Here is a 23051-nt window from a genome sequence, read left to right on the forward strand (position 1 = left end):
GCCCTGCCGGCGTCGCGGCGTCGCGGCGTCCTGGTCCGGCCGGCGGCGCCGTGGTCGTCTCGGAGGGCATGGCGGGCTCCGGCAGGTACCCTCGGCTGGTGTTCTCGCCTCAGGGTCCGTCGCTGCGGGAACTCTTCGTGCAGGCGTTCTCCTCGGTCGAGCGCGGCTACGACCTGCTGGCCCCGAAGTTCGACCACACACCGTTCCGCACGCCGGACAGCTACCTCGCCGCGACCGCCGACGCGCTGTCCGATCTGGGACCGTTCGACCAGGGGCTGGACGTCTGCTGCGGTACCGGCGCGGGCATGACGGTTCTCCGGGCCGTGTGCCGGGGAGGCAGCACGGGGGTGGACTTCAGCGCCGGCATGCTCGCGCAGGCGCGCGACGCTCACCCGGACGCCACCTGGGTCCAGGCCGACGCCCGAGCCCTGCCGTTCGGCGAGCACTTCGACCTCGCCGTGAGTTTCGGAGCGCTCGGGCACTTCCTGCCCACCGAGCGACCGGCGCTCTTCGCGGGGGTGCGCCGCGCGCTGCGGCCCGGTGGGCTCTTCGCCGTCCTGGTCGGTGCGCCGCCGCCGCTGACCTCGGTCTCGCACTGGGCCACGCTCGGATTCGACCTGGCCATGCGGGTACGCAACGCGCTGTGGCGACCCCCGTTCGTCATGTACTACCGCACGAGCCCGCTGCCCGCGCTCCGCGACGACCTGACCGCGGCCGGCTTCACCGTGACGACAGCCGACCTGCCCGCGCTGGGACGACGCCGGGACGGCAGCCCACGATGCCGGATGCTCATCGCGCGTAAGCCGACAGACCCGCACTGACCCCCGACCCGTGGGCTCACCACGCCGCCCGCCGGACGTCGGCGTGGTGAGAGTTGGTTCACAGCGGCACCGTGGGACATCCATTGTGGTCGTTGGATGGTCGACCTAGGATCCGAACACGGATCGCTGCGGGCCGATCAGATCGCCGCCGTTGATCTGTTTCCGCGAGATCTGCGGTGCCGAACATCGGGGGAAGGGTCGGCGAATGATCGTGGCTGTTGTTCGGGGTGGACGGCGGTGAACCGGCTGCTCGGGCTCGACCTGCATCTGCTTCGCCGGCTGTCCCGTGGCAGAGCCGCCCGGGCCTTCCTGCTGGCGGTGTTCATCGACGCAGCGGGCCGGGGGATCTTCCTCACCGGGTCGGTCCTCTTCTACACGCAGGTGATCGGGCTGTCCAGCGCGCAGGTGGGCACCGGGTTGTCGATCGCGGCGCTCTGCGGGCTGGTCTGTGTCGTACCCATCAGCCGGCTCGCTGACCGGTTCGGAGCGCCCCGGATGCTCATCGCGCTCCAGGTGTGGCGTGCTGCCGGTTTTCTCGCCTATCCGCTGGTCGACGATTTCCGCGGCTTCCTGATCGCCGCGTGTTTCATCGGTATGGCCGAGAACGCGGCCACCCCGCTGCTGCAGTCGATCGCTGGTTCGATCGCCGAAGACGACACGCCGGTCGGCACGATGGCGGCGGTCGCGGTGGTGCGTAACACGGCCTACGCGCTGGCCACGCTCGCCGCCACGCTTTTCATCTCCCTGGCCGACGCCTCGGCGTACATCGGATTCGTGCTGGTCAACGCGGTGTCTTTTCTGGTCACCGCGTTCCTGCTGCTGCGGGTGCGCGGGGAGCTGCCGCGGGGCGTCGCGGTACGGCAGCCCGGCGCCGGTGTCGGGGCGCTGCCCTGGCGGGACCTTCGTTTCGTGTCGCTGGCCCTGCTCAACGGCATTCTGTTCCTGCACGTCGCGATCCTCGGTGTCGCACTGCCGCTGTGGATCGTGACCCAGACGTCGGCGCCGAAGCCAGTCGTCGGAGTCGTCCTGCTGATCAACACCGTCCTCGCCGTCGCGCTGCAGGTCCGGTTCAGCCGTGGTGGTGACGACCTCGGTCATGCCGGTCGGCTCCAGCGTCGCGCGGGTGTGACTCTCGCGGTGTTCTGCGTCCTGGCCGCGGTGTCGGGCGGATTGGGCCCGGTGGCCGCGACGGGTGTCCTCCTCCTCGCCGCCGTGGCGTTGACATTCGGGGAGCTGTGGCAGTCGGCCGGGGGATGGGGGGTGTCCTTCGGGCTGGCCCCGGTGGATCGACGCAACTTCTACCTCGGTCTCTACAACCTCGGTGCGGGTGGCTTCGCGGTCATCGGGCCAGGGCTGCTCACCGTGGCCGTCGTCGGCCCCGGGCCGGTCGGCTGGCTGGTCCTGGGTGCCGTCCTTCTCGTCGCCGGGGTGCTCACGTCGGTGCTCACCCAGCGCTCGGCACGGTCCGGGGAACCCGGTGACGTCGGCGTGCCCAGCCGGGCCGCGGAAGCCTGAGGCGAGCGCGCAGCACCGCCGCGACGAAGGGAAGTGCCATGCCGCCTGTGCAGTTCGGCGTCGTCTCGCTGGGCGCCGCGTTGGGGGAACCTCAGGATGTCGCCGAGCTGGCACCGAGTTACGTGAAGGACCCCGAGCGGGTGCTGGCGTGGGGCTATCGCACGTTCCATCGGGTCGTCGACGGAACCACGTCGGCACATCTCGGTGCCCGAGCGGCCGCCCGGGCGTTGGAGCGGGCACGGATCGAGATCGGCGAGATCGATCTGCTCGTGGTGGCCGCCAGCGACGTCCCGGACTACCTGCAGTGGGACGTCTCCTCGGCGGTCGCCCGCGAGCTGGGGATGACCGGGACGCCGACCCTGCTGCTCACCCAGGCCTGCGCCGCCACGGTCACGGCGTTCCAGCAGATCGCCGGGACCTTCGCCGTTCGTGACGACGTGCGGACCGTCCTGCTCGTCGCTGTCAACCAGGTCAGCGAGGCACACGCCAACCGGATGAACACCAACACGTGTGTCTCCAGCGACGGGGCCGCGGCCGCCGTGTTGCGGCGGGACCACACGACGTTGCGCTGGCTGGCGACCGACCAGTTCACCGATCCCGAATGCGTCGACTTCTTCCGGGTGGAATACGGCGGGGCCGCCGCACCGATCGCCCCCGACGGCCACGGCAACCTCGAATTTGACCGGCTTGCCGCCGTCTACCGGCAGTTTCGCCGCGACCCCGACCACTTCGCCCGGTTCACCCGGGAGCTGAACCAGCGGGTCGCCCTGGTCGTGAACAACGCCTTCGCGCGCTCCGGCCTCGACCGGTCCCGGCTGACCCGACTGATCTATCTCAACGACAACCACAAGGCGATGGTCGACGTGGCCGAGGCGGTCGGGTTGCCGCTCGACCGGACCAACGCCGAGCTGGGGGCCGCGATCGGGCACTGTGGCGCGGCCGACCAGCTGATCTGCCTGGACACCTACGTCGAGCGCGGCGATCTGCACGAGGGCGACGTCGTGGCACTGGCCGGCATCGGGTACGGCATGCACTGGTTCTGCACCCTGCTGGAGGTGTGACCGCCTCCGCTCAACGCGGCAGAGAGGCGGCCACCAGGTGCATCTCCTTCTCCGATTCCCGGTAGTCGGCGCGAATCTGGATGGAACGCAGCTGCCCGAGGCTGCTGACGTGTGTGCCGCCACACGGCATCGTCGCCACGGGCGAGATCTCACAGCGCCAGACCCGCTGCGCGGTGAAGGTGTCCGACGAGCCGGTGAGATGAACCGGGGCATCGGCGGCAACCCAGGAGGCCAGCAGATCATTGGCCCGAGCGAGGTACGAGTCGAGGTCGGCGAGCATCCGGGCGTGGTCGAAACCCTTGCGTCGCAGAGACTTCCCCAGGCGGTACCGGTCCACGCTGCTGCCCAGGTCGTGCCGGCTGTCGATCAGCGCGGCGGCGTCGAAGTTGCGGCTTCCCCGTGAGTCCCGTGGCGCGTCCTTGCTCCACAGCTCGTCGGTGGCCTCGTTGAACGCGTACGCCACCAGGTGGCATCCGGTGTGCGCGGCGCTCAACCACCGGCGCCGGTGATCGTCGACCGTCAGCTCGACGGTCCGACCGATCCAGGACTCCTCCGGCTGCTTGACGATGAGGTGAGCGACAGCGAACACGTGCTCGGTGTCGCCACGGCGCGCGGTCACCTCAGGCCCGATCGACACCGCGCCGTCGGCCGGCCGGAACGTGAGGATCTGGGTGTCGACGACCGGGGTGACCTGATCGCCCACGGTCAGGTCACCATGGTCTCCCGGTTGGTCCGGCCATGCGGCGTCGACCGGGTGGAACGGGGTCGCGTCGGTGACGACGGCCCAGCGCCCGGCGCCGGCCGGCAGGACCGCCTCGATCCGTGCCTGCCCGGCAGTGTCACCCCGGTGATAGGAGATACGGGTCTCGGTGATCTCGTACAAGGCTTCTCCATCGAGCAGCGTGTGGGCAGTGCCTTCGACAGTAGGGCGTTCAGCTCGCGTCGGTGCGACCGACGGCCGCACACGCGGCGATTCCTGACCACCTTCGTGTCGCGCGGCCACGTCGTGCCCGTCCGCGCCGACCAGACCCGGCCGAAGGGCGCCCCAGGTCAGCTGGTCGCCGAGTTCTTCAGATCGGCCGCGCGGTCGGTGCTCTCCCACGTCAGGTCCGGCAGCTCACGGCCGAAGTGGCCGTACGCGGCGGTCTGCTGGTAGATCGGACGCAGCAGGTTCAGATCGCGGATGATCGCGGCCGGGCGCAGGTCGAACACCTCCTTGATCGCCTTCTCGATCCGCTCGACCGGCACGTTCTCGGTCCCGAACGTCTCCACGAACAGGCTCACCGGGTGTGCCTTGCCGATGGCGTAGGCCACCTGCACCTCGCACCGCTCGGCCAGGCCGGCCGCCACCACGTTCTTGGCGACCCAGCGCGTCATGTATGCCGCCGAGCGATCCACCTTCGACGGGTCCTTACCGGAGAAGGCGCCGCCACCGTGACGGGCGTAGCCGCCGTACGTGTCCACGATGATCTTCCGGCCGGTCAGGCCCGCGTCACCCATCGGACCGCCGATCTCGAACCGGCCCGTCGGGTTCACCAGCAGCCGGTACCCCTCGACGTCCAGGCCCAGGGCCTCCAACTCGGGAGCGATGACGTGGTCGCGGACATCCGGCGTCAGCAGCGACTCCAGCGAGATGTCGCCCGCGTGCTGCGACGACACCACGATCGTGTCCAGGCGCACCGGACGCAGACCGTCGTACTCGATGGTGACCTGCGTCTTGCCGTCAGGGCGCAGGTAGGGGATCGTGCCGTCCTTGCGCGCGGCCGACAGCCGGCGGGCCAGGCGGTGCGCCAGCGCGATCGGCAGCGGCATCAGCTCGGGCGTCTCCGAGCAGGCGAAGCCGAACATCATGCCCTGGTCCCCGGCGCCCTGGCTGTCCAGCGCGTCGCCGGCCCGACCCTCGCGCTCCTCGATGGCGGTGTCGACACCCTGCGCGATGTCCGGCGACTGCGATCCGATGGAGACGCTCACGCCGCAGGAGGCGCCGTCGAAGCCCTTCCTCGACGAGTCGTAGCCGATCCGCAGGATGGTGTCGCGAACGACGCTCGGAATGTCGGCGTAGGCCTGGGTGGTGACCTCGCCCGCCACGTGCACCTGGCCCGTGGTGATCAGGGTCTCCACCGCGACGCGGCTGCGCGGGTCCTGCGCGAGCAGGGCGTCGAGAATCCCGTCGCTGATCTGGTCAGCGATCTTGTCCGGGTGGCCTTCGGTGACCGACTCGGAGGTGAACAGGCGGCGTGCCACGACGTGTCCTTTCGATATCGGCGTCGTCCCGGGTGGGGCGCGCCGGCGGGAGGATGACGGTTCTCAGTGGATCGGGCGTCGGGTGGCGGTGCCGGCGAGGGCTGCCTGCCACGCCTCCACGGGCGGCGGATTGTCCATGTGCTCGGGAACCCGGACGTGGATGACCGACGGTCCACCGCCGGCGGCCGCATCCTTGATCATCACGCTGAACTGCTCCAGGTCGAACGCGCGTGCCGCGGGCAGTCCCATGCCGTTGGCGAGCAGCACGGGGTCGATGCGCCCGGGGTCGACGGCGAAGTAGCGCCCGCCGGCGTAGAGGTGCTGGATCATCTTGATCCAGCCGAGTGAGGTGTTGTCCAGCACGACGTAGGTGATCGGCAGCCCGAGCCGGCCGGCCGTCTCCCAGTCGCCGAGACCCATCGCCACGCTGCCCTCGGTGGTGAGGCAGAGGATCCGCTCGCCGGGATGCGCGACGGCGACGCCGATCGCGGCCGAGATGGCGAAGCCCAGGGGCCCGTGACCGCGCGGGATCACGACTCGCCACCCGTCACCTGACGATTCCCAGAAGGAGGCGAGGAAGGGCGTGGGGGTTCCGGCGTCCGCCACGACCCAGGTGGAGCCGCCGAACTCGGCGTGCAGCGCACGAACCACGTCCCGCGGCTGAAGCCGCTGGTCACCCGGGTCCGGCAGGGGCGACGAGTGCGCAGCGACCCAGCGCTGCCGGGCGGTGGCGAGAGCCCGGACACGGCCGTCGCGGGTCTGCTCGTCCGCGGCGGGTAGCGCCTGGCGGAGCTGGTCGAGAGCCGCCCTGACGTCCGCGACCAGGGGTGTGCTCCCGGGGTAGTTGCGCCCGGCCCGCTGCGCGGAGAGGTCGATGTGTGCGATCCGGGTGCCCGAGCGGGGCGGGGCCGTGAAACTGGCCGTGTCGGTGGCGTTCGCACGGGTGCCGGCGAAGAGAACGAAGTCGGCGGTGCGCAGATAGTCGTTGGCGTACTCCCGGGCGCCGTTGGCGCCGACGACTCCGAGGGCGAGCGGGTGGTCCTCGGCGAGGGCGCCCTTGCCGTGGATGGAGGTGCCGACCGGGATGGCCCCGTGCTCCGCGAGGTCGGTGAGGGCGCGCCAGGCACCCGACAGGTGCACGCCGCCACCGGCGACGATCGCGGGGCGTGCGGCCTGGGTGATCTGTTCGGCCACCCGGTTCACGGCCTCGGCCGGCGCGACCGGGCGTGCGGCGGGCACCGTGCTGCCGCCGGTGCCGACGGCCCGGTCGGCGGTCTCCTCCAGAACGTTCTCCGGGATGATCAACACCACCGGGCCGGGACGGCCGCTCGTCGCGGCGGTGATCGCCTCCGCGACCGCGCCGGGCAGCTCAGCCGCCCGGTCCACGGTCCGCCGCCACTTCGTCACGCCGCTGAACAACGCCATCTGGTCGATCTCGCTGATGGCGCTGGTGCCTCGGCTGCCGTGCGGATTGTCGGTGGCGATCGCGAGGATCGGGATGCCGGAGGCAAATGCCTCGCCGAGGCCACTGGCCAGATAGACGGCGCCCGCGCCGCTCGGCGCTTCGCAGACTCCGAGGCGACGGAGGGTACGCGCATAGCCGTCCGCCATGTATGCCGCGTGGCGTTCGTCGCGGGCGAGCACGTGCCGGACGTCCTGCGGGCGCCTGGCGATGACGTCGTAGAAATGGATGCTGGTGTCTCCGGGGAATCCGAAGATCGTGTCGACACCGTGCCGGACCAGCGCTTCGACCAGAAGTTCCGCGCCGACGGGCGCCGCGCCCTCAGCTGCGTTCATTGATTTCTCCCCGGGGGAGTCGCTAGGCGAATGGAACGAAGAAGAACGTTCGTCGGTACGCGAACCGGCCGGTTCCGGAAACGGTGAAGAAGTCGGCGAAACCGATTGTCGAGTGCTGTCCGTCCAGGGTGGTCCGGTCGGCCGTTCCGTGCACCGCCACCTCGAACCCTTCGACGATCAAGGACGTGATGCTGTGCCGGCGGCTGCGGATCGCTGGCTGGGATCGATAGAACTCGGCAATGGCTGATCGCCCGACGATGGATTCCTGACCTGGTCGGTCGTAGATCGAGTCCGGTTCGAAGAGAAGCATCATCCCGTCGATGTCATCGGCGTCGACCCGGTGGTAGTACGTGCGCACCACGTCGTCGAGGTGACTGCGATTCATCGTTTGTGCCACGAGCGTCTCCGGAATGAATTCGCGGCTCACCACAGAGCGGCTCCGGCCGTGGTGATCACCGATCAGGGGACGGTGAAGTGCAGGCTCGTCGGTGCGGACAAAATGCATGATGCGGCATCTTCTTCACGTTTGTCGCCCCACACGGTGTGGCTCTCGTCACAGTGCGTGCTTCCGCGAGGGCGGTGGTGGCCCGGCATGCTGATGCGGTGCCTCCAAGCAGCATCGATGCAAGTGATCGCCAAAACGGTGGGATTCCCATGCTGCGACGCCATTGTGAGCACGGGATGTCAAGGGGGCGGCAGGTGTGTGGGGTGGTGCCCTCCGGACCTTCGGCACGGTAGCTTATCGCGGCTCAGGCGTGGGGTACGCACAGCATTCTCCAAGGTCGTTATCGGCTTTCTGCTGAGCGTCGAGTCAAGTTCCCACATATTAGGAGATCTTGCTTGCGCCCCCAGGGGTGCATGTGCTTGCATCGATCCCTGTCGGGCCGGAGTGCCTTTTGACGGGGGTGGGGCGGAGTCCGAATCGGCGAGAGTGGCCCGGTGTTTCCTGGTCATCTCGTTCACCTGCGGTGACTCCGGCTAATCCCGTGAACCGTCAAGGCGACGTAGTGGTCGCTGTATGCCTGTGCATCACGCAGTAATTCTCGTCGCGTGGTTCTGTGAACAACCGGTAGATAACGGGGGAAGAATGAGCACGGCCAGTCAACAGAACACGGAACTCCTGGATTTCTATCGGCCGCAGGGCGACGGAGAGCCGAATCTCTTCGAGATCTGGGAGAAGGGCGGAGCCCGTGGCGACTCCGTGACACCGTCGACCTACTCCACCGAGTACCGCGCCTGGATGACGAGCATCCTGGTGAGCCGGTTGCAGAGCAACAAGGTCACCGACCTGCTCAGCCTCGGCTGCGGCAACGCCGTGGTGGAGGCGGACACGGCCAAGGCCGGCTACCGCGTGCTCGCGGTGGACGCGCTGGAGGAGGCGGTCGGGCTCGCCCGAGCCAAGGGTCTGGAGGCGCTGCAGGCGGATCTGAACACCTGGACGCCCGACGAGAAGTGGTCGGTCATCTACATGGACGGCGTGCTCGGGCATCTGTACAACCCCGAGGACGGGCTCCAGTCGATCCTCAAGCGCATTCTCACCTGGCTCGAACCGGGGCCTGCCGGCGTGGCGTCCTTCGTGGCGTCCAACGACGACACCCAGAACGGTGAGTGGGTGCAGCCGGCCTCGAACGTCAAGGGCTTCTACTGGCTGTCCGCCGGCTACCTCGGCGAGCAGGCGCTCGCCGCGGGCTTCGACCGGGTCGAGATCCAGCACTTCCACTACCGGCGCCCGCAGTCAGGTCCGCGCCGCCGGTCAGTGGTCGTGGCGCAGCTGCACGCCTGACCAGGAGATCTGTGATGAGCGATGGTGAGCTGTGGTTACGCGAAGAGATCAACCCGGACGAGCACCGCACCGTCCTGACCCCCGACGACGCCCGGGTGCTGATCGCCGACGGCGTGCGGCTGACCGTCGAGGAGTCGGCGCACCGGGTCTTCGACACCGGGGAGTACGCGGCGGCCGGTGCCCGGATCGTCGCGGCCGGCACCTGGCCGCAGGCGCCGGCCGAGACCGTCATCGTGGGACTCAAGGCCCCCGCCGACGAGCCGGAGCCGCTGCGCCACCGACACATATTCTTCGGGCACGCCTACAAGGGCCAGCGCGACGGTGCGGCGCTGCTGCGCCGCTTCCGGGCCGGTGGAACCCTGCTGGACCTGGAATACCTGACCGACGACACGGGCCGCCGGGTCGCCGCGTTCGGCTACTGGGCCGGCTACGTCGGCGCGGCGTTGGCGCTCCTGCATCACCGGGGGCGGCTCGTCGCGCCCCTGCGGGCGATGACCCGTCCGGAACTGGACGAGGCTATCGCCGCGTCCGGAGACAGCCGTGTGCGGGCGTTGGTGATCGGCGCGCTGGGCCGGTGCGGCCGGGGCGCGCGGGACGCGCTGTCAGTGGGCGGGGTCGAGCCCACGGCGTGGGACGTCGCCGAAACCCGCGATCTCGACCGCAGGGCGATCCTCGACCACGACGTGCTGGTCAACACCGTGCTGTCGAACGAACTCGCGCCTGCGTTCGTGCGCCCGGAGGATCTCGACGACCCGGCTCGCACGCTGTCCGTGATCAGCGATGTGACCTGTGACGTGACGTCCGAGTTCAACCTGCTGCCGATCTACCGGACTCCGACCGACTGGGCCCGGCCGGTGCGCCAGTTGCGCGCCGAGCCCAGGCTCGACCTGATCGCCATCGACAACCTGCCCTCGTTGCTGCCGCGGGAGGCGAGTCTGGCCTTCTCCGCCGACCTGCTGCCGCACCTGCGCACCCTGCCGGACGACACGCCGGTCTGGCGACGGGCGTACGACCGGTTCGTGACCGCGACCGCCGAACTCGACCTGATGGGAAGCCTCTCGTGACATCCACCCTCCTCGGGCCGACCGGCCGGGTTCACTGGCTCGGCACCGGCCTGTCGACCGGAAGTGGGCTGGCCCTGGTCTGCGCCAGCGCGGCCGAGACCACGGTCTGGGGACGCACCCGGGAGAAGGCGCAGGCCTGTCTCGAGCGGCTCGGGCTCACCGGTCAGGCCGAAGCGCGGGCGCTCGACTGGGCGGTCCTCGCCGACGCCGTACGCCCGGGTGATCTCGTGGTCTCCATGCTGCCGGCCGTCGAGCACCCTGCCGTGCTCCGGCTCTGCCTGCGTCGGTCGGCGCACTTCGCCAGCTCCAGCTACGTCTCGCCGGAGGTCGCCGAGCTGGCCGCCGACGCGCGGCGGGCCGGGCTCGTGGTGCTGACCGACGCGGGGCTCGACCCCGGCATCGATCATCTACTGGCCCACCGGCTCGTTCAGGCCGCGGAGAAGACCCTCGGCGATGCTCCGGCGTCGGTGTCCTTCACGTCGTACTGCGGGAGCTTCCCCGCGGTGCCGAACGACTTCCGCTACCGGTTCAGCTGGGCGCCCCGAGGTGTCCTGACCGCGCTGGGCACTCCTGCCCGCTTCGTGGAGGGCGGTCGCGAGCGGACCGTCGACCGGCCGTACCGCGCCGTGGAGAAGCTCACCCTGGGTGGCGAGCCGTTCGAGGTCTACCCGAACCGGGACAGCATCCCGTACATCGCTACGTATCAGTTCCCGAAGTTCTGGGAGGTGGACACCTTCGTTCGCGGCACGGTCCGGCTCGACGGATGGACCGACGCCTGGCAGCCGGTCTTCACGCAGTTGGAGAACGGCACCGCCGACGAGATCACCGCCCTGGCCGCGCGGCTGGCCGAGCAGTACCCGGCGACCAGCGAGGACCACGACCGGGTGGTCATGTTCGTGCGGCTGGAGGCGGTGACCGACGACGGAGCGCGCTGGTCCGGCGGTTACGCCATGGACGTCGAGGGGGATGCCACCGAGAACGCGACACCTCGGCTGGTCTCGGTGGCCCTCGCCGGCGGGCTCGCCGAGGTGCTGGCCGGCCGGTTGTCTCCCGGTCTGCACCAGGCGACCTCCGACCCCGAGTCGATCGACAGCTGGCTGGACTTCCTGTCCGCCAACGGCATCGTCTGTCAGGAATATGCGCCATAGGCCGATGATCTAGTACACGGTTGGATTTCGATCGCCTCTCATCGTTCCGACGTAAGTACACTTCGGATGATTTGGCGTGAGTCACAGCCAGTTACGGGGGGCCAGAACATGGCGCAGCAGTCGGGGACCAGGCAATCGGCGACCATTCGGCGCGGCATCTTTCCGCTGCTGCTGTTTGCCGCATTCACCGCCGCGATGGACGTGTACGGCAGCAACCGGCTCCAGGTGGTCAGCCCGGAGAGCCTCACCGCGGTCTCCTTCACGTTGACGGCGGTCTTCTTCCTCGCCCTGGAGATGACGCGCAACGGCACCGCCTTCCTGACGATGCTGCGCGACTCACGCCACGACGTCATCGCCATCAACATCACCACCGCCGTGACGTGGCTCGCCACCTTCTACGCCCTGCGCAACCTGGAGCCTGCGGTGGTGAACGTGGTCGGTTTGGCGCTCGGTCCGGTGTTCATCCTCGTGACCGGGGCGATCCTGCGCCGGGGGGCGTCCGTGATCGCCGCCGAGGTGGTTGTCGCGTTGGGGATCTGCGTGTTCCTCAGCGTCCTGGTGTGGGGCTCCTTCACCGGTGAGACCGCCGTCGGGGACATCGGTGAGAGCACCGCCGCCTGGGGCCTCTTCTTCTCGGTGGTGTGCGCGATCGGATCGGCGGCCAACATCACCTACATGAAGCGGCTCAGCGACAGCGGTCGCAGCCCGCAGGAGGTGCTGGCGGTGCGGTTCTTCCTGATGATCGCGATTGGCTGGGCGATGACCGCAACCAGTTCGCTGGACGAGGTGAGAGCCGCGCTCGTGCCCGGCGCGGTGGTGGCCGTCATCGGTATCGCGCTCCCGATCTACCTCCTGCAGATCGGGATCAGGCACACCGAGCCCATCACCACGGCGCTGATCGTCTCGCTCTCACCGATCTTCGCCTACTTCATGCAATTCCTGGACGGGCGGCTACAGCCGTCCGCGCTGACCATCGTGGGAATCGTGGGCATCGTGGCTCTCGCGACCGCCGGGACGCTGGCCCGGGCACGCCACGACAACCGGTTGGAAGCCGTGACAGTGCCGTCGGCGTACGAGACCGCCGGAGACCGGCGATGAAGGAGTCCTCCATGAAATGTGCCATCGTCGACGCGTACGGCGCGGGCCGGCACCTGCCGGCCGCGTTGCGGCGTCACGGCATGGAATTCATCCACGTCCGCTCGGATGCTCCCGACTGGCGGCTCAGCTACCGGCCCGAGGAGTTCACCGTCGACCTGAAGCACGAGGAAGACCTGGACGCCACAGTCGCCCGGGTCCGGGAGCACGGCGTCGGCATCGTCGTGGCCGGCGCCGAGTCCGGGGTGTTGCTGGCCGACCAGTTGTCGGCCGCCCTGGGCACACCGGGCAACGGAATGCGCGATCCCTTGGCGCGCCGCGACAAGTTCGTGATGCATCAGGCGATCCGGGACGCCGGCCTGGCGTCCGCCGCCGGTTTCCGGTCGGAGTCGGTCGACGCGATCCTGGACTGGGCGGCCGACCGGGGGCAGTGGCCGGTGGTCCTCAAGCCGCCGTCCAGCGCGGGCGGGGACAACGTCTACGTCTGCGACACCCCGGACGAGATCAGGGACGCGTACGCGCGGATCACCGGCACCATCGACCGGTACGGCCGCTCGAACAGCGTCGTGCTCGTGCAACAGTTCCTCGCCGGCGCCGAGTACTACGTCAACTCGGTCAGCAGGGATGGCGTGCACCGGATCGTGGAGGTCTGGCGCTACCACAAGCGCTCCACCGGCGGTCGGACCATCTACGACTACGAGGACCTGCTGGCCTGGGACGACCCTGCCGCCAGGCAGATCGCCGACTACACCCTGGCGGTTCTGGACGCGCTCGAGATCCGCAACGGCGCGGGGCACACGGAGGTCATGCTGACCGCGTCCGGACCGGTCCTGGTCGAGTGCGGAGCCCGCCTCGGTGGTGGCCAGATGCCGGAACTGCTGACCCGCTGCACCGGCACCAACCAGGTCGACAGCCTCGCCCTGGCGATCGCCGACCCCGAGGCGTTCACGCGTCAGGGAACCAGCGGTTACCGGCTCGACGCCAACCTGCGCTGCGTCAACCTGATCACCGAGCGGGACGGCGTCATGCCGGGTGCCGACGCCTGGGAGGCGGTCCGGGCGCTGCCGTCCTTCGACAGCCTGGTGCTCAACATCCCGGAGGGCACCCCCCTGTCGCCCACCACCGACATGGCCACCTGCCCGGGCACGCTGTACCTGTGTGCCCCTGACCGGCAGCAGGTCCTCGCCGACTACGACCGGCTGCGCTCGCTGGAACTCGCCGACCTCTACGGCGGCTGATCGGCACGTCCTCGCCTCGGTGGAGCACACGCCGAGGCGCGGGACGGGCGTGCCCGGTTGCCCTGATTCGGCACCACCGTCCACTCGGAGAGGAGCGTCAGAGTGCCCACCGGGACCGCCGACCGCGCCACCGTCGCGGACACCGTCAAACGGCTCGCCATCGCCCACTCCAAGCTGACGATCAGCACCGATGGGATCACCGAGGCGGAGCCGCTCGCCGGGCCGCTGCTGGACGTCACGTCGCTGGGCCTGCTCACCGTACTGCTCAAGATCGAAGAAGAGCTCGGTGTGACGCTGCCCGACGACCTGTTCTCCGCCCCCCTGCCGCGCACCGTGGGCGACCTGGTCGACCTCGTGCAGCGGGCCGCCCGATGAGCGGCTCCGCCGCCGACCTCGGTGCGGCCCTCGACGCGCTGCCCGCCGAGCTGTTCGACTGCGTGCAGGTCAACCTCGCGCTGCTGGCCGACGTGCGGCACGGACCCGGCACCCATCTGCGACTCGGCGCCCGGCTCACCTTCCGGCCCCGGTTCCAGGACGGTTGGTGGACCGTCGAACCCGCAGTGGTCGACCAGGTGCGGCACTCGGCCGGGCTCCTCGGACTCGACGTCGACCAGCGCTGGGACGCCTGCCCGGCGGACCGGATGCCCGAGTTGATCGCCCGGTACGAGCCGCTCTACGTCGTGGCCGACGCCTATCACCTGCCGTGGCTTCCCTACGCCGGGCAGCAGCACATGCGGCACAGCTTCCTCGTGCACCCGCACGACGACGGCGTGCGGGTCTGGGACGCCTACCGCAACGACACCCGATGGGGACCGGCGGTTCCGGGACACTGGGACCTCAGCGAGAAGGACCTGATCGCCGCGCTCGGCGACACCGCCGACGTGATCAGCTTCGGCACGGCGGCGCTGCCCGAACCACTGCCGGCAGTCGAGCTCGACGACCCGAGCGAATACCTGGCCTCGTACGCCGCCGCCCCGGACCGGGCCGCCGCGCTCGCCCGCCTGACCCTGGAGACGTGGCTGCTCGCCCGGTCCCGGCTGCTGCACGCCGCCTGCCGCGACATGGCGCTCCAGGAGCATCTCGAGGCCTGGCAGGGGCTGGTGCAGCAGACGTACGTCGCGTGGCGGATGGTGCAGCGGGGCCGACCCGCGCCGGAGGCCCCGCTGCGGCGACTCGGTGACCTGCTGAACCAGGACCGGGTGCTCTTCGCCGTACCGGTGGCCGATGGGCAGCCGTGGCGACAGCGCGTCGCCGAGGCCGCCGCGTCCGTCCTCGGCCTGCCCGTGCCCGCGGTGCTGGGTGGCGCCCGGTTCGACACCGCCCCCGGGTACGGCTCGTTGCGGATCGTCGAGATCGTCGAGCTGGTGGAACGGGTGGTCGGTGTGGAACTGTCCGCCGACGATCTCGTACCCGAGAACCTGCGGGACCTCGACGGCCTGTGCCGGATCGTGGCCCGCGCCGGGGTCGGCGCCCGATGACAGTGCTGCACCGGCTCTTCGACACGGCGGCGCGGCGTGCCCCCGACGACGTGGCCGTCACCGTGGGCGAGGACCGGGCCACCTTCGCCGAGCTGGTGACATCGGGTCGCCGGATCGCGGCCGGCCTGCTCGATGCCGGCCTTCGCCGCGGTGACCGACTGGTGATCGTGTCACCGCCGTCGGTGCTCCTGCCCGCCGTCCTGTACGCCGCGGCCCGAGTCGGCGTGGTCTTCGTCGTCCTGCACGAACAACTCCGGGGTGAGCCGCTGCGGCATGTGCTCGATGACTGTGAGCCGGCCCTGGTCCTCAGCGACGACGCGCAGGTCAGAGCCGTGGCGGCCGAGTTCGGGTCCGCCACCGGCGACCTCGGTGGCCTGGCTGCGCGGGCGCCACTGGACGGCCTGCCCCCGGGTGGTGAGCCGCTGACCGTGGACCCGGTGTGTCTGGTCTACACCTCCGGTTCCACGGCCCGGCCCAACGCGGTGGTCTCCACCCACCAGCAGATGCTGTTCGCTGTCGCGGCCATCCAGGAGGCCGTCGGCTACCGCCGCGACGACGTGGTGTTCTGCCCGTCACCGGTCTCCTTCGACTACGGGCTGTACCAGCTCTTCCTCGGCGCGCTCAGCGGCGCCCGGATACACCTGGCCGGTCTGACGGCCACCGGGCCCGGCCTGTCGGCGGCGCTCACCGCGACCGGCGCGACAGTGCTCGCCGCAGTCCCGTCGACGGCCGAGATGCTGGCCCGGCTGCTGGGCCGGGGTGGTGAGCCACCGAAGCTGCGGCTGCTCACCACCACCGGCGCGGCGATGCCCGCCGACCTGCCGCGGACGCTGCGAGCACGGATGCCGCAGCTGCGGATCCAGGTGATGTACGGCCTGACCGAGTGCAAGAGGGTCGCCATCATGCCCCCGGACGGTGACCGGGAGCGGCCCGGGTCGAGCGGCCGCCCGCTGGCCGGTACCGAGGTGTTCGCCGTCGACGACAAGGGACGTCGTCTGCCCGACGGCGTCGTCGGTGAGCTGGTGGTCCGTGGTCCGCACGTGATGTCCGGCTACTGGCGGCGTCCGGAGCTGACCGCCGACCGGTTCCGGGTGGAGGAGGGGCTCACCATCCAACTGCGCACCGGCGACCAGGGCCGGGTGGAACCCGGAGGATGGGTCTACGTCGACGGTCGGACCGACGACATCTACAAGGAACGCGGATACCGGGTGAGCGCCACCGAGGTGGAGGCGGCGGCCCGTCGGATACCGCGGGTCACGTCCGTCGCGGTGCTGCCGCCCCGCGACGGCGTCCGATCGGTGCTGGTCGCGGTCACGGAGCTGGCCCCGGAGACGGTGCTCGACCGGTTGCGTGACCATCTCGAGGTGTTCAAGATCCCGCAACGGTGCGTGGTCGTCGACACCCTGCCGCTGACCCGCAACGGCAAGATCGATCGCGCGGCGCTGACCACAATGGTGGCCGGCCGTGCTTGATCCCGCTCTGGCCCGGCACGTCGCGGCCACGGCCGGAACCCCGGCTTACGTGTACGACCTCGCGGACGCCCGGGACAGCCTCGCCGCCCTGCGCGACGCGGTTCCCGAGGGGACCGACACCTACTACTCGGTGAAGGCCAACCGTCACCCGGAACTGCTGCGGGCGCTGCACGACGCCGGCAGTCGGGCCGAGGTCTGCTCGCCGGGCGAACTCACCGCCGCCCTGGCGGCCGGCTGGGAGCCCGGCGCCATCCTGTACGCCGGGCCCGGCAAACGCGACCTCGATCTGCGCACCGCGCTCGCTGCCGGAGTGCGGCACTTCTCGGTGGACTCGCCGTACGCCCTGGACCAGCTGAACCGGTGCGCGCAGGCGGCCGGCGCGCCGGTGCGGTGCCTGCTGCGGATCAACGCCGACGCGCCCGCGTCCCGGCCCGGCCTGACCATGACCGGGGTGTCGTCGCCGTTCGGTGCCGACGCCCGCTGGGTGGCGAGCGCCCCGGAACGGTTCGGGCACCGGCCGCACGTGACAGTGGTCGGACTGCACCTCTACATGGGCACCAACCTGACCACTGTGGATGATCTTTTCGCCCAGTTCACCAGCAGCCTGCGAACCGCCGCCGACCTGCGCGAGGCGCTGCGCGCCCGAGGGGTACGCCTGGACGTGCTCGACCTCGGCGGCGGGTTCGGCGCGCCGTTCGCCCGCGCCGGCCGTCGCCTCGACCTGTCCGGGCTGCGTGAACCGCTCACCGCCCTGCTCGACGCGGAGGTGCCGGCCTGGCGGGAGGGCCGACCCCGCATCGCCTTCGAATCGGGCCGCTACCTCGTCGGTACCGCCGGTACCCTGCTCACCCGCGTCCTCGACGCGAAGACCTCGCACGGCAGCAACCTGGTCGTGCTCGAGTCGGGCATCAACCACCTCGGCGGCCTGTCCGGGCTGCGTCGCCTGCCGCCGCTGGTGCCGAGCCTGATCCCGGTCGACGCGGCGGCACCCCCGGCGGACACGGTGCCGACCACTGTGTGCGGCCCGCTGTGCACCCCGCTGGACGTGTGGGCGCGGGGCGTCGAACTGCCCCGGCTCGGTCCCGGCGACCTGCTGGCCGTGCCCAACGTCGGCGCCTACGGCCTGGACGCGAGCCTGATCGCCTTCCTGGGCCACCCGCCGCCGGTCGAGGTGGTCATCGACTCCACCACCCCGGACCCGGCCACCTGGCACGTATCCCGGCTGGACCTGGTCCGTACCCCGATCGCCCTGGGAGAACCGCTGTGAATCCGGAGTACGTCGCGCTGTTGTCGCGCTTCCTCAAGTACGCCACCCCCGACCAGATCACCGCCGACGCGTCACTGCACGACCTGGGCCTGGATTCGATGCAGTCGATCGAACTGCTCTTCGCCATCGAGGACGACCTCGGTGTCAGCCTCCCCGACGAGGCGTTGACCGAGAGCACGTTCGCCACCGCCGGAAGCCTCTGGGCGGCCGTGTGCCACGCTCGCGGTGACGCATGACGGCGGCGGCCACGGCCGTCGACCTGACCGACCGGGTACGACGGGTCGCGGCGGTGGCCCGGGAGCACGCGCGGCGTACCGACGACGAGGCGGTCTTCCCCACCGAGGCGCTGGCCGAACTGCGCGCGTCCGGGCTGCTGGCGTTGGTCGTGCCGGCCGCGTACGGCGGGCTCGGTGGCGGGCCGGCAGAGCTGGTCGACTGTGCCGAGTCGCTGGCCCGCGCCGATCTGTCGGTGGCTCTGATCTTCGCGATGCACTGCCAGCAGGTCGCCACCGTCGCCAGGTACGGCGGCGATGAGCTGCGGGCCACCCTTCTGCCCCGCGTCGCCGCGGGCGAACGCTACCTGGCGTCGGTCACCACCTCCGCGGGCACCGGTGGTCATCTGTTGTCCGCGACCGCGCCGCTGCGTGACACCGAGGAGGGGCTTCTGATCGAGCGGTTCGCGCCGATCGTCACCGGCGGGGCCCACGCCGACGGCTTCCTCATCACCATGGGCAGCCCCGGCGCTGACGCGTCCGGACAGGCCGGACAGGTCTGCCTCGTCTATGCCGAGCGCGAGCAACTGCGGATCACCGAGTCGGGCCGGTGGCAGCCGATGGGCATGCGGGCCAGCCACAGTGTGGCGCTACAGCTCACCGGCACGGTCCCCCGCCACCAGATGATCGGCCCGGAGCACGGCTTCCGGGAGATCTCGCTGGCCCTCTTCTCGCCGCTGGCGCACCTCGGCTGGGCCGCCTGCTGGCTGGGCTCCGCCGCCGGGGCGCTCTCCCGGGTGGCGACCCTGCTGCGCAGCCCTGAGGGCCGGCGACGATTCGACCACCGCTCCGAGCTGCTGCTGACCCGGCTGGCTCGGGCCCGCCACCGGATCGACGCCGTCCACGCGTTGCTGCGGCACACCCAGCACGTCGTCGAGGAGGGCGGTGAGCTGTCGACCGCGCCGGTGCAGATGCTGCTCAACGGCCTGAAGGTGACCGCGGCGGAGTCGTGCCGCCAGGCCGTCGAGGAACTCGTCGACGCGGTCGGGTTGCGGCACGGCTACTTCAAGGACTCGGACACCTACCTCGAACGGGTCCTGCGCGACCTGCGGTCCGCGTCGCTCAACTACCACAACGACCGCCTCGACCTTGCCGACGGACGGCACGTGCTGCTCGACCGGAAGGTCACCCATGTCGGTGGGTGAGCGGACGGCCCGGTCCGCTGCCGCGCTGACCCGGGCGGTGGCCGGTGACCGTCCGGTCTGGCCGGCTCTCGGGGCGTCCGGCCTGGTAGCGGCGCTGTACGAGTCGGGCGGACGCGTCGATCCGGAACGGCTCGGCCGGCTGCTGGCAGCCGTGGACACGGTCCACCCGATCGGGGTCACGTTGGGCGTGTGTGTGCAGGTCGCGGCGGCGCTGCCGCTGCTGCGTTCGACGCTGCCGGACCATCCGCTGACGGCCGAGGCGACCGCCGGACGGGCGGTGCTGGCGCTCGCCGCCACCGACAGCGGTCGCGGGTCGCGCCTCAGCTCACTGGCCACCGGCTATCGGATCGACGGCGACCGGCTCACCCTGACCGGCTCGAAACGGTGGATCACCAACGCGCGCACGGCGGACGCGTTCCTCGTGCTGGCCCGGCACGAGGAGGGTCCACACTTCACCAACTTCAGCTTCGTGCTGGTCCCGGCCGGCGCGCCCGGCGTGACAGTGACCCCGACCCGTACCGGACTGTTCGGCGGTGCCGAACTCGGCGACGTGACGTTCAGCGACGTACAGCTCCCCGCCACCGCCGTCATCGGCGGCCGTGGCCGGGGGATGGCACTGTTCGCCAGGCACATCGGCACCGAGCGGCTGGCCGGTGGTCTGTGGGCGGTCGCCCTGTGCCGGCGGGTGCTGGTCGACACCGTGGAACGCCTGCGCCGGCCGGACGACGGCGGCACCTGCCTCTGGCAGGACCCGGGCGTACGGCGGCAGGTGGCCGCATGCCTGGCCCGTGTCCACGAGCTCCGCGCCGTGTGCGTGACCGCCGGCCCATGGGTCGTCGAGCGCCACGACCCCGCCGCCGCGGCCCGGGTGAAGATCGCCACCGCCGACACCGTCGACCGGGTGCTCGGTGAGTGCGCCCGCCTGCACGGCGCGGCCGGGTTCGTCGACGGGGGCATCCAGCGACTGCGCACGGAGGCGGCCGTGTTCGGCATCGGTGGCGGTGTCGGCGAGGTGGCCCTGGAGCTGGTCGCCGACCGGGTCGATGACCTCCTGCACGGTCTCGCCTGGTGACGGTGGCCGAGATGGACACGGACGGAGGCGCCGCCGGCCGTGGCCCACGGGAGGGGGAGACGATGGCGACCTGGGCGGAGTTGAGCTGCTACACCAGCAACCTGGCGGCCTACCTGGCGCCCGGACGGCCGCGCCTACGGTTCGAGCTGGCTGACGCGGTCCGTCTCGCGGTCCTCCCCGCGACGACGGCCCTGTCCCATCACGACCGCGTCGACGGCGGCAGCCTGGGATATCGCGGGGCGGCCCGGTGGGCGGAGGCCACGGCCGGGATGGCCGCCGAGCTGGAGACCAACGGTTCGGTCCTGGCGGTCGCGAACACCCACCAGATGCCCTGGTCTCCCGACTACCAGCGCCGCGCGACACCGCACTGGGTGCTGCTGACCGGTCGCCCCGGGGGCGGCTGGCAGGTGGCGGACCACTTCGCCGCGACGACGCCGCACGGCGAGCATCGGCCGTACCACGGGCAGGCCACCGAGGACGAGCTGCGGGCGCTGCTCACGCCGGTCGGCACAGTGTCCGACGAGGTCGCCAACCGCGACCGGTACGCCCTCGGCGAGCCGGTCGAGGTGCCACCGCCGTCGCAGTACCGGTGGCTGGTCCGTACCGCTGCGGTGCGTACCACCGCGCGGCCGGGATGGCTGACCGGCTCGGACGCCGTGGCACACCTCGCCGCGATGGTCGAGGACCGGGAAAGGCTCGCCGCCTTGACCGACGACCTGTGGGCGGCGAGCCGGCACCAGCTGTTCCGGCACCGGGTCCGTTCGGCCGCCGGACTGACCGACCCGGAGGCCACCTCGGCCGCCGTGTCAGCGTGGGAGGAACTGCCACGGGCGCTGCGGTTCGCCGTGGAGTCGGCCGGCCGTGGGCGGCCCCGCCCGGGTCTGGTCCGTGCCGCGTTCGACCGGATCATCACCGCCGGGGCAACCGCGTGAACACCCTGTACGACTGGTTCGCCGAGTCCGCCGACCGGCATCGAAACCGGATCGCGCTCGATCTCGGCGCCAACCGGCTCCGGTACGGAGAACTCGACGATCTCGCCGAGCGGGTCGCCGCCGCGACGGTGCACCTGCTCGGACGGCCCCCGCGCCGGCTGGGGCTGCTCGCGGCACGCAGCGCCGGCGCGTACGCCGGATATCTCGCCGCGTACCGGCTGGGCGCCACGGTCGTGCCGCTCAACCCGGCGTATCCGCCCGCGCGAACCGCGGCCGTCGCCAGGGCGGCCGAGCTGGACCTGGTCCTGGCCGACGCTGGCGGCAGCGCCGGTGCGGTGCCGGTGCTACCGGTCGACGACCGCGCTCTCGCCGCGCTCGCACCGGCGAACGGTGTGCCCGCACCCGGCGCGGACGCGGTCCGTCCGGCGTACATCATGTTCACCTCCGGGTCGACCGGCACCCCGAAGGGTGTGCCGGTGACCCACGCCAACGTGCTCGCCTTCCTGCGGGCGGTCGCCGGTCGCGCGGAGCTGACCAGCGACGCCCGGGTGTCGCAGATGTTCGACCTCACCTTCGATCCGTCGATCTTCGACCTCTTCGCCACCTGGGGCGCCGGAGCGACAGTGGTGGTGCCGCAACCGGCCGACCTGATGGCGGCGGTCCGCTTCGTCCGGCAACGCGAGATCACCCACTGGAGTTCGGTGCCGTCGGCGATCGCCATCGCCCGGCGGCTACGGCAGCTCGGCCCGGACCGCATGCCGACGTTGCGATGGAGCATGTTCTGCGGTGAGCCGCTGTCCGCCGACGCCGCGGCCGCCTGGCGGGAGGCCGCGCCGAACAGCGTCATCGAGAACATGTACGGACCCACCGAGCTCACCGTCACCTGCACCGGCTACCGACTGCCGGCAGCACCCGCCGACTGGCCGACCACCAGGAACGGCACAGTGCCCATCGGGGAGCCGTACCCGGCGGTCGACTGGCTGCTGCTGGACGAGGACCTGCGGCCCGCGGTCGAGGGAGAGTTGTGCGTCCGGGGCCCTCAGCGGTTCCCGGGTTATCTCGATCCGGCGGACGACCGTGATCGGTTCGTCACCGGCGCCTCGGGCCGCTATCGGCTCCGCCGTGGCGCGCCGACCGGGTCGGACTGGTACCGGACCGGGGACCGGGTCCGCCAGGAGAACGGTCGGCTGATCCACCTCGGCCGGCTGGACCACCAGGTGAAGGTGTCCGGATACCGCGTCGAACTCGGCGAGATCGAGGCGGTCGCCCGGCGCCACCCGGAGGTGCAGGAGGCGGTTGCCCTGGCCCTCGCCGTGCCGGCGGGCGGCGTGGATCTGCACCTCGCCTACACGGGGCCGGTGGTCGACGAAGGGGAGCTGCTGGCCCTGCTGCGGTCCACGCTCGCCCCGTTCATGGTGCCCCGCCGGCTCACGCGGTTCGAGGCCCTGCCGCTCACCCCCAACGGCAAGATCGACCGCGGCCTGCTCGGCCGTGTCCTGGGTTCCGCCCGTCCTCCGGGCCAGGGCCCCGGTGCCGCGTCGCAGCAGATGCTGAACGGCGGGGGACCGGTCGCTCCGTCCTGACCCGAACGACGGGCCGTCGCGGAGATGCGGCGCAGCCCCGGCTCTCCTGCCCGTGGCAGACCCT

The 23051-nt window shown here is 71.0% G+C and carries 21 protein-coding genes; 17 read left to right on the forward strand and 4 right to left on the reverse strand.

From position 1 onward, the window contains the following. The first annotated feature begins 98 nt into the window (after nucleotides 1-98). The 3 genes from O7634_RS21565 to O7634_RS21575 all read left to right on the forward strand — a co-directional run bounded on the left by O7634_RS21565 (nucleotide 99) and on the right by O7634_RS21575 (nucleotide 3397). Nucleotides 99-821 (forward strand): class I SAM-dependent methyltransferase, encoded by a 723-nt coding sequence (locus O7634_RS21565; protein ID WP_278151920.1) that lies wholly within the window; start codon nucleotides 99-101, stop codon nucleotides 819-821. A 237-nt stretch (nucleotides 822-1058) separates the two neighbouring features. Further along, a complete protein-coding gene (locus O7634_RS21570) occupies nucleotides 1059-2336 on the forward strand; it encodes an MFS transporter (protein WP_278151921.1) in 1278 nt (425 codons plus the stop codon). Nucleotides 2337-2374: 38 nt separating this feature from the next. Further along, nucleotides 2375-3397 (forward strand): 3-oxoacyl-[acyl-carrier-protein] synthase III C-terminal domain-containing protein, encoded by a 1023-nt coding sequence (locus O7634_RS21575; RefSeq protein ID WP_278151922.1) that lies wholly within the window; start codon nucleotides 2375-2377, stop codon nucleotides 3395-3397. 10 nt (nucleotides 3398-3407) lie between these two features. Here the strand turns inward: O7634_RS21575 and O7634_RS21580 are convergent, their stop codons facing one another. The 4 genes from O7634_RS21580 to O7634_RS21595 form a co-directional block, all read right to left on the reverse strand. Then, nucleotides 3408-4499, reverse strand: a complete 1092-nt coding sequence (locus O7634_RS21580) for a hypothetical protein (protein ID WP_278151923.1) — start codon at nucleotides 4497-4499, stop codon at nucleotides 3408-3410. Then, entirely contained in the window at nucleotides 4448-5641 is a 1194-nt protein-coding gene (gene metK, locus O7634_RS21585) for a methionine adenosyltransferase (RefSeq protein ID WP_278151924.1), read from the reverse strand. Before metK ends, O7634_RS21580 begins: the two co-directional genes overlap by 52 nt. Nucleotides 5642-5704: 63 nt before the next feature. Then, entirely contained in the window at nucleotides 5705-7438 is a 1734-nt protein-coding gene (locus O7634_RS21590) for a thiamine pyrophosphate-binding protein (protein WP_278151925.1), read from the reverse strand. A gap of 22 nt (nucleotides 7439-7460) precedes the next feature. Then, on the reverse strand, nucleotides 7461-7943 hold the full coding sequence (locus tag O7634_RS21595; RefSeq protein ID WP_278151926.1) for a nuclear transport factor 2 family protein: 483 nt from the start codon (nucleotides 7941-7943) through the stop codon (nucleotides 7461-7463). 582 nt (nucleotides 7944-8525) lie between these two features. On the opposite strand from O7634_RS21595, the gene O7634_RS21600 reads away from it, so the two are divergent. The 14 genes from O7634_RS21600 to O7634_RS21665 all read left to right on the forward strand — a co-directional run bounded on the left by O7634_RS21600 (nucleotide 8526) and on the right by O7634_RS21665 (nucleotide 22987). After that, complete coding sequence (locus O7634_RS21600) at nucleotides 8526-9221, forward strand: methyltransferase domain-containing protein (protein ID WP_278151927.1); 696 nt, start codon at nucleotides 8526-8528, stop codon at nucleotides 9219-9221. A gap of 14 nt (nucleotides 9222-9235) precedes the next feature. Further along, nucleotides 9236-10285 carry a saccharopine dehydrogenase gene (locus O7634_RS21605; RefSeq protein ID WP_278151928.1) on the forward strand — a complete coding sequence of 350 codons (1050 nt, stop codon included), beginning with the start codon at nucleotides 9236-9238 and terminating at the stop codon, nucleotides 10283-10285. Then, nucleotides 10282-11433 (forward strand): saccharopine dehydrogenase family protein, encoded by a 1152-nt coding sequence (locus tag O7634_RS21610; RefSeq protein WP_278151929.1) that lies wholly within the window; start codon nucleotides 10282-10284, stop codon nucleotides 11431-11433. The genes O7634_RS21605 and O7634_RS21610 overlap by 4 nt, the downstream gene beginning before the upstream one ends. Nucleotides 11434-11541: 108 nt before the next feature. Continuing rightward, on the forward strand, nucleotides 11542-12531 hold the full coding sequence (locus O7634_RS21615) for a DMT family transporter (protein ID WP_278151930.1): 990 nt from the start codon (nucleotides 11542-11544) through the stop codon (nucleotides 12529-12531). An 11-nt stretch (nucleotides 12532-12542) separates the two neighbouring features. Continuing rightward, nucleotides 12543-13766 carry an ATP-grasp domain-containing protein gene (locus tag O7634_RS21620; protein WP_278151931.1) on the forward strand — a complete coding sequence of 408 codons (1224 nt, stop codon included), beginning with the start codon at nucleotides 12543-12545 and terminating at the stop codon, nucleotides 13764-13766. A 102-nt stretch (nucleotides 13767-13868) separates the two neighbouring features. Continuing rightward, a complete protein-coding gene (locus tag O7634_RS21625) occupies nucleotides 13869-14141 on the forward strand; it encodes an acyl carrier protein (protein ID WP_278151932.1) in 273 nt (90 codons plus the stop codon). Next, nucleotides 14138-15244: a hypothetical protein gene (locus O7634_RS21630; RefSeq protein WP_278151933.1), complete on the forward strand. Its 1107-nt coding sequence runs from the start codon at nucleotides 14138-14140 to the stop codon at nucleotides 15242-15244. The genes O7634_RS21625 and O7634_RS21630 overlap by 4 nt, the downstream gene beginning before the upstream one ends. Continuing rightward, entirely contained in the window at nucleotides 15241-16716 is a 1476-nt protein-coding gene (locus tag O7634_RS21635; protein ID WP_278151934.1) for an AMP-binding protein, read from the forward strand. The genes O7634_RS21630 and O7634_RS21635 overlap by 4 nt, the downstream gene beginning before the upstream one ends. Beyond that, entirely contained in the window at nucleotides 16709-17983 is a 1275-nt protein-coding gene (locus O7634_RS21640) for an alanine racemase (RefSeq protein WP_278151935.1), read from the forward strand. The genes O7634_RS21635 and O7634_RS21640 overlap by 8 nt, the downstream gene beginning before the upstream one ends. After that, nucleotides 17980-18219, forward strand: coding sequence for a phosphopantetheine-binding protein (locus O7634_RS21645; protein WP_278151936.1), 240 nt, complete (start codon nucleotides 17980-17982; stop codon nucleotides 18217-18219). The genes O7634_RS21640 and O7634_RS21645 overlap by 4 nt, the downstream gene beginning before the upstream one ends. After that, nucleotides 18216-19400, forward strand: a complete 1185-nt coding sequence (locus tag O7634_RS21650; protein ID WP_278151937.1) for an acyl-CoA dehydrogenase family protein — start codon at nucleotides 18216-18218, stop codon at nucleotides 19398-19400. Before O7634_RS21645 ends, O7634_RS21650 begins: the two co-directional genes overlap by 4 nt. Further along, a complete protein-coding gene (locus tag O7634_RS21655; RefSeq protein ID WP_278151938.1) occupies nucleotides 19387-20472 on the forward strand; it encodes an acyl-CoA dehydrogenase in 1086 nt (361 codons plus the stop codon). Before O7634_RS21650 ends, O7634_RS21655 begins: the two co-directional genes overlap by 14 nt. Before the next feature lie 11 nt (nucleotides 20473-20483). Continuing rightward, a complete protein-coding gene (locus O7634_RS21660) occupies nucleotides 20484-21404 on the forward strand; it encodes a hypothetical protein (protein ID WP_278151939.1) in 921 nt (306 codons plus the stop codon). Continuing rightward, entirely contained in the window at nucleotides 21401-22987 is a 1587-nt protein-coding gene (locus O7634_RS21665) for an amino acid adenylation domain-containing protein (RefSeq protein WP_278151940.1), read from the forward strand. Before O7634_RS21660 ends, O7634_RS21665 begins: the two co-directional genes overlap by 4 nt. The last annotated feature ends 64 nt before the right edge of the window (nucleotides 22988-23051 follow it).

This window comes from Micromonospora sp. WMMD1120 (assembly GCF_029626235.1).
In the GTDB taxonomy this organism is placed as follows: Bacteria; Actinomycetota; Actinomycetes; order Mycobacteriales; family Micromonosporaceae; genus Micromonospora.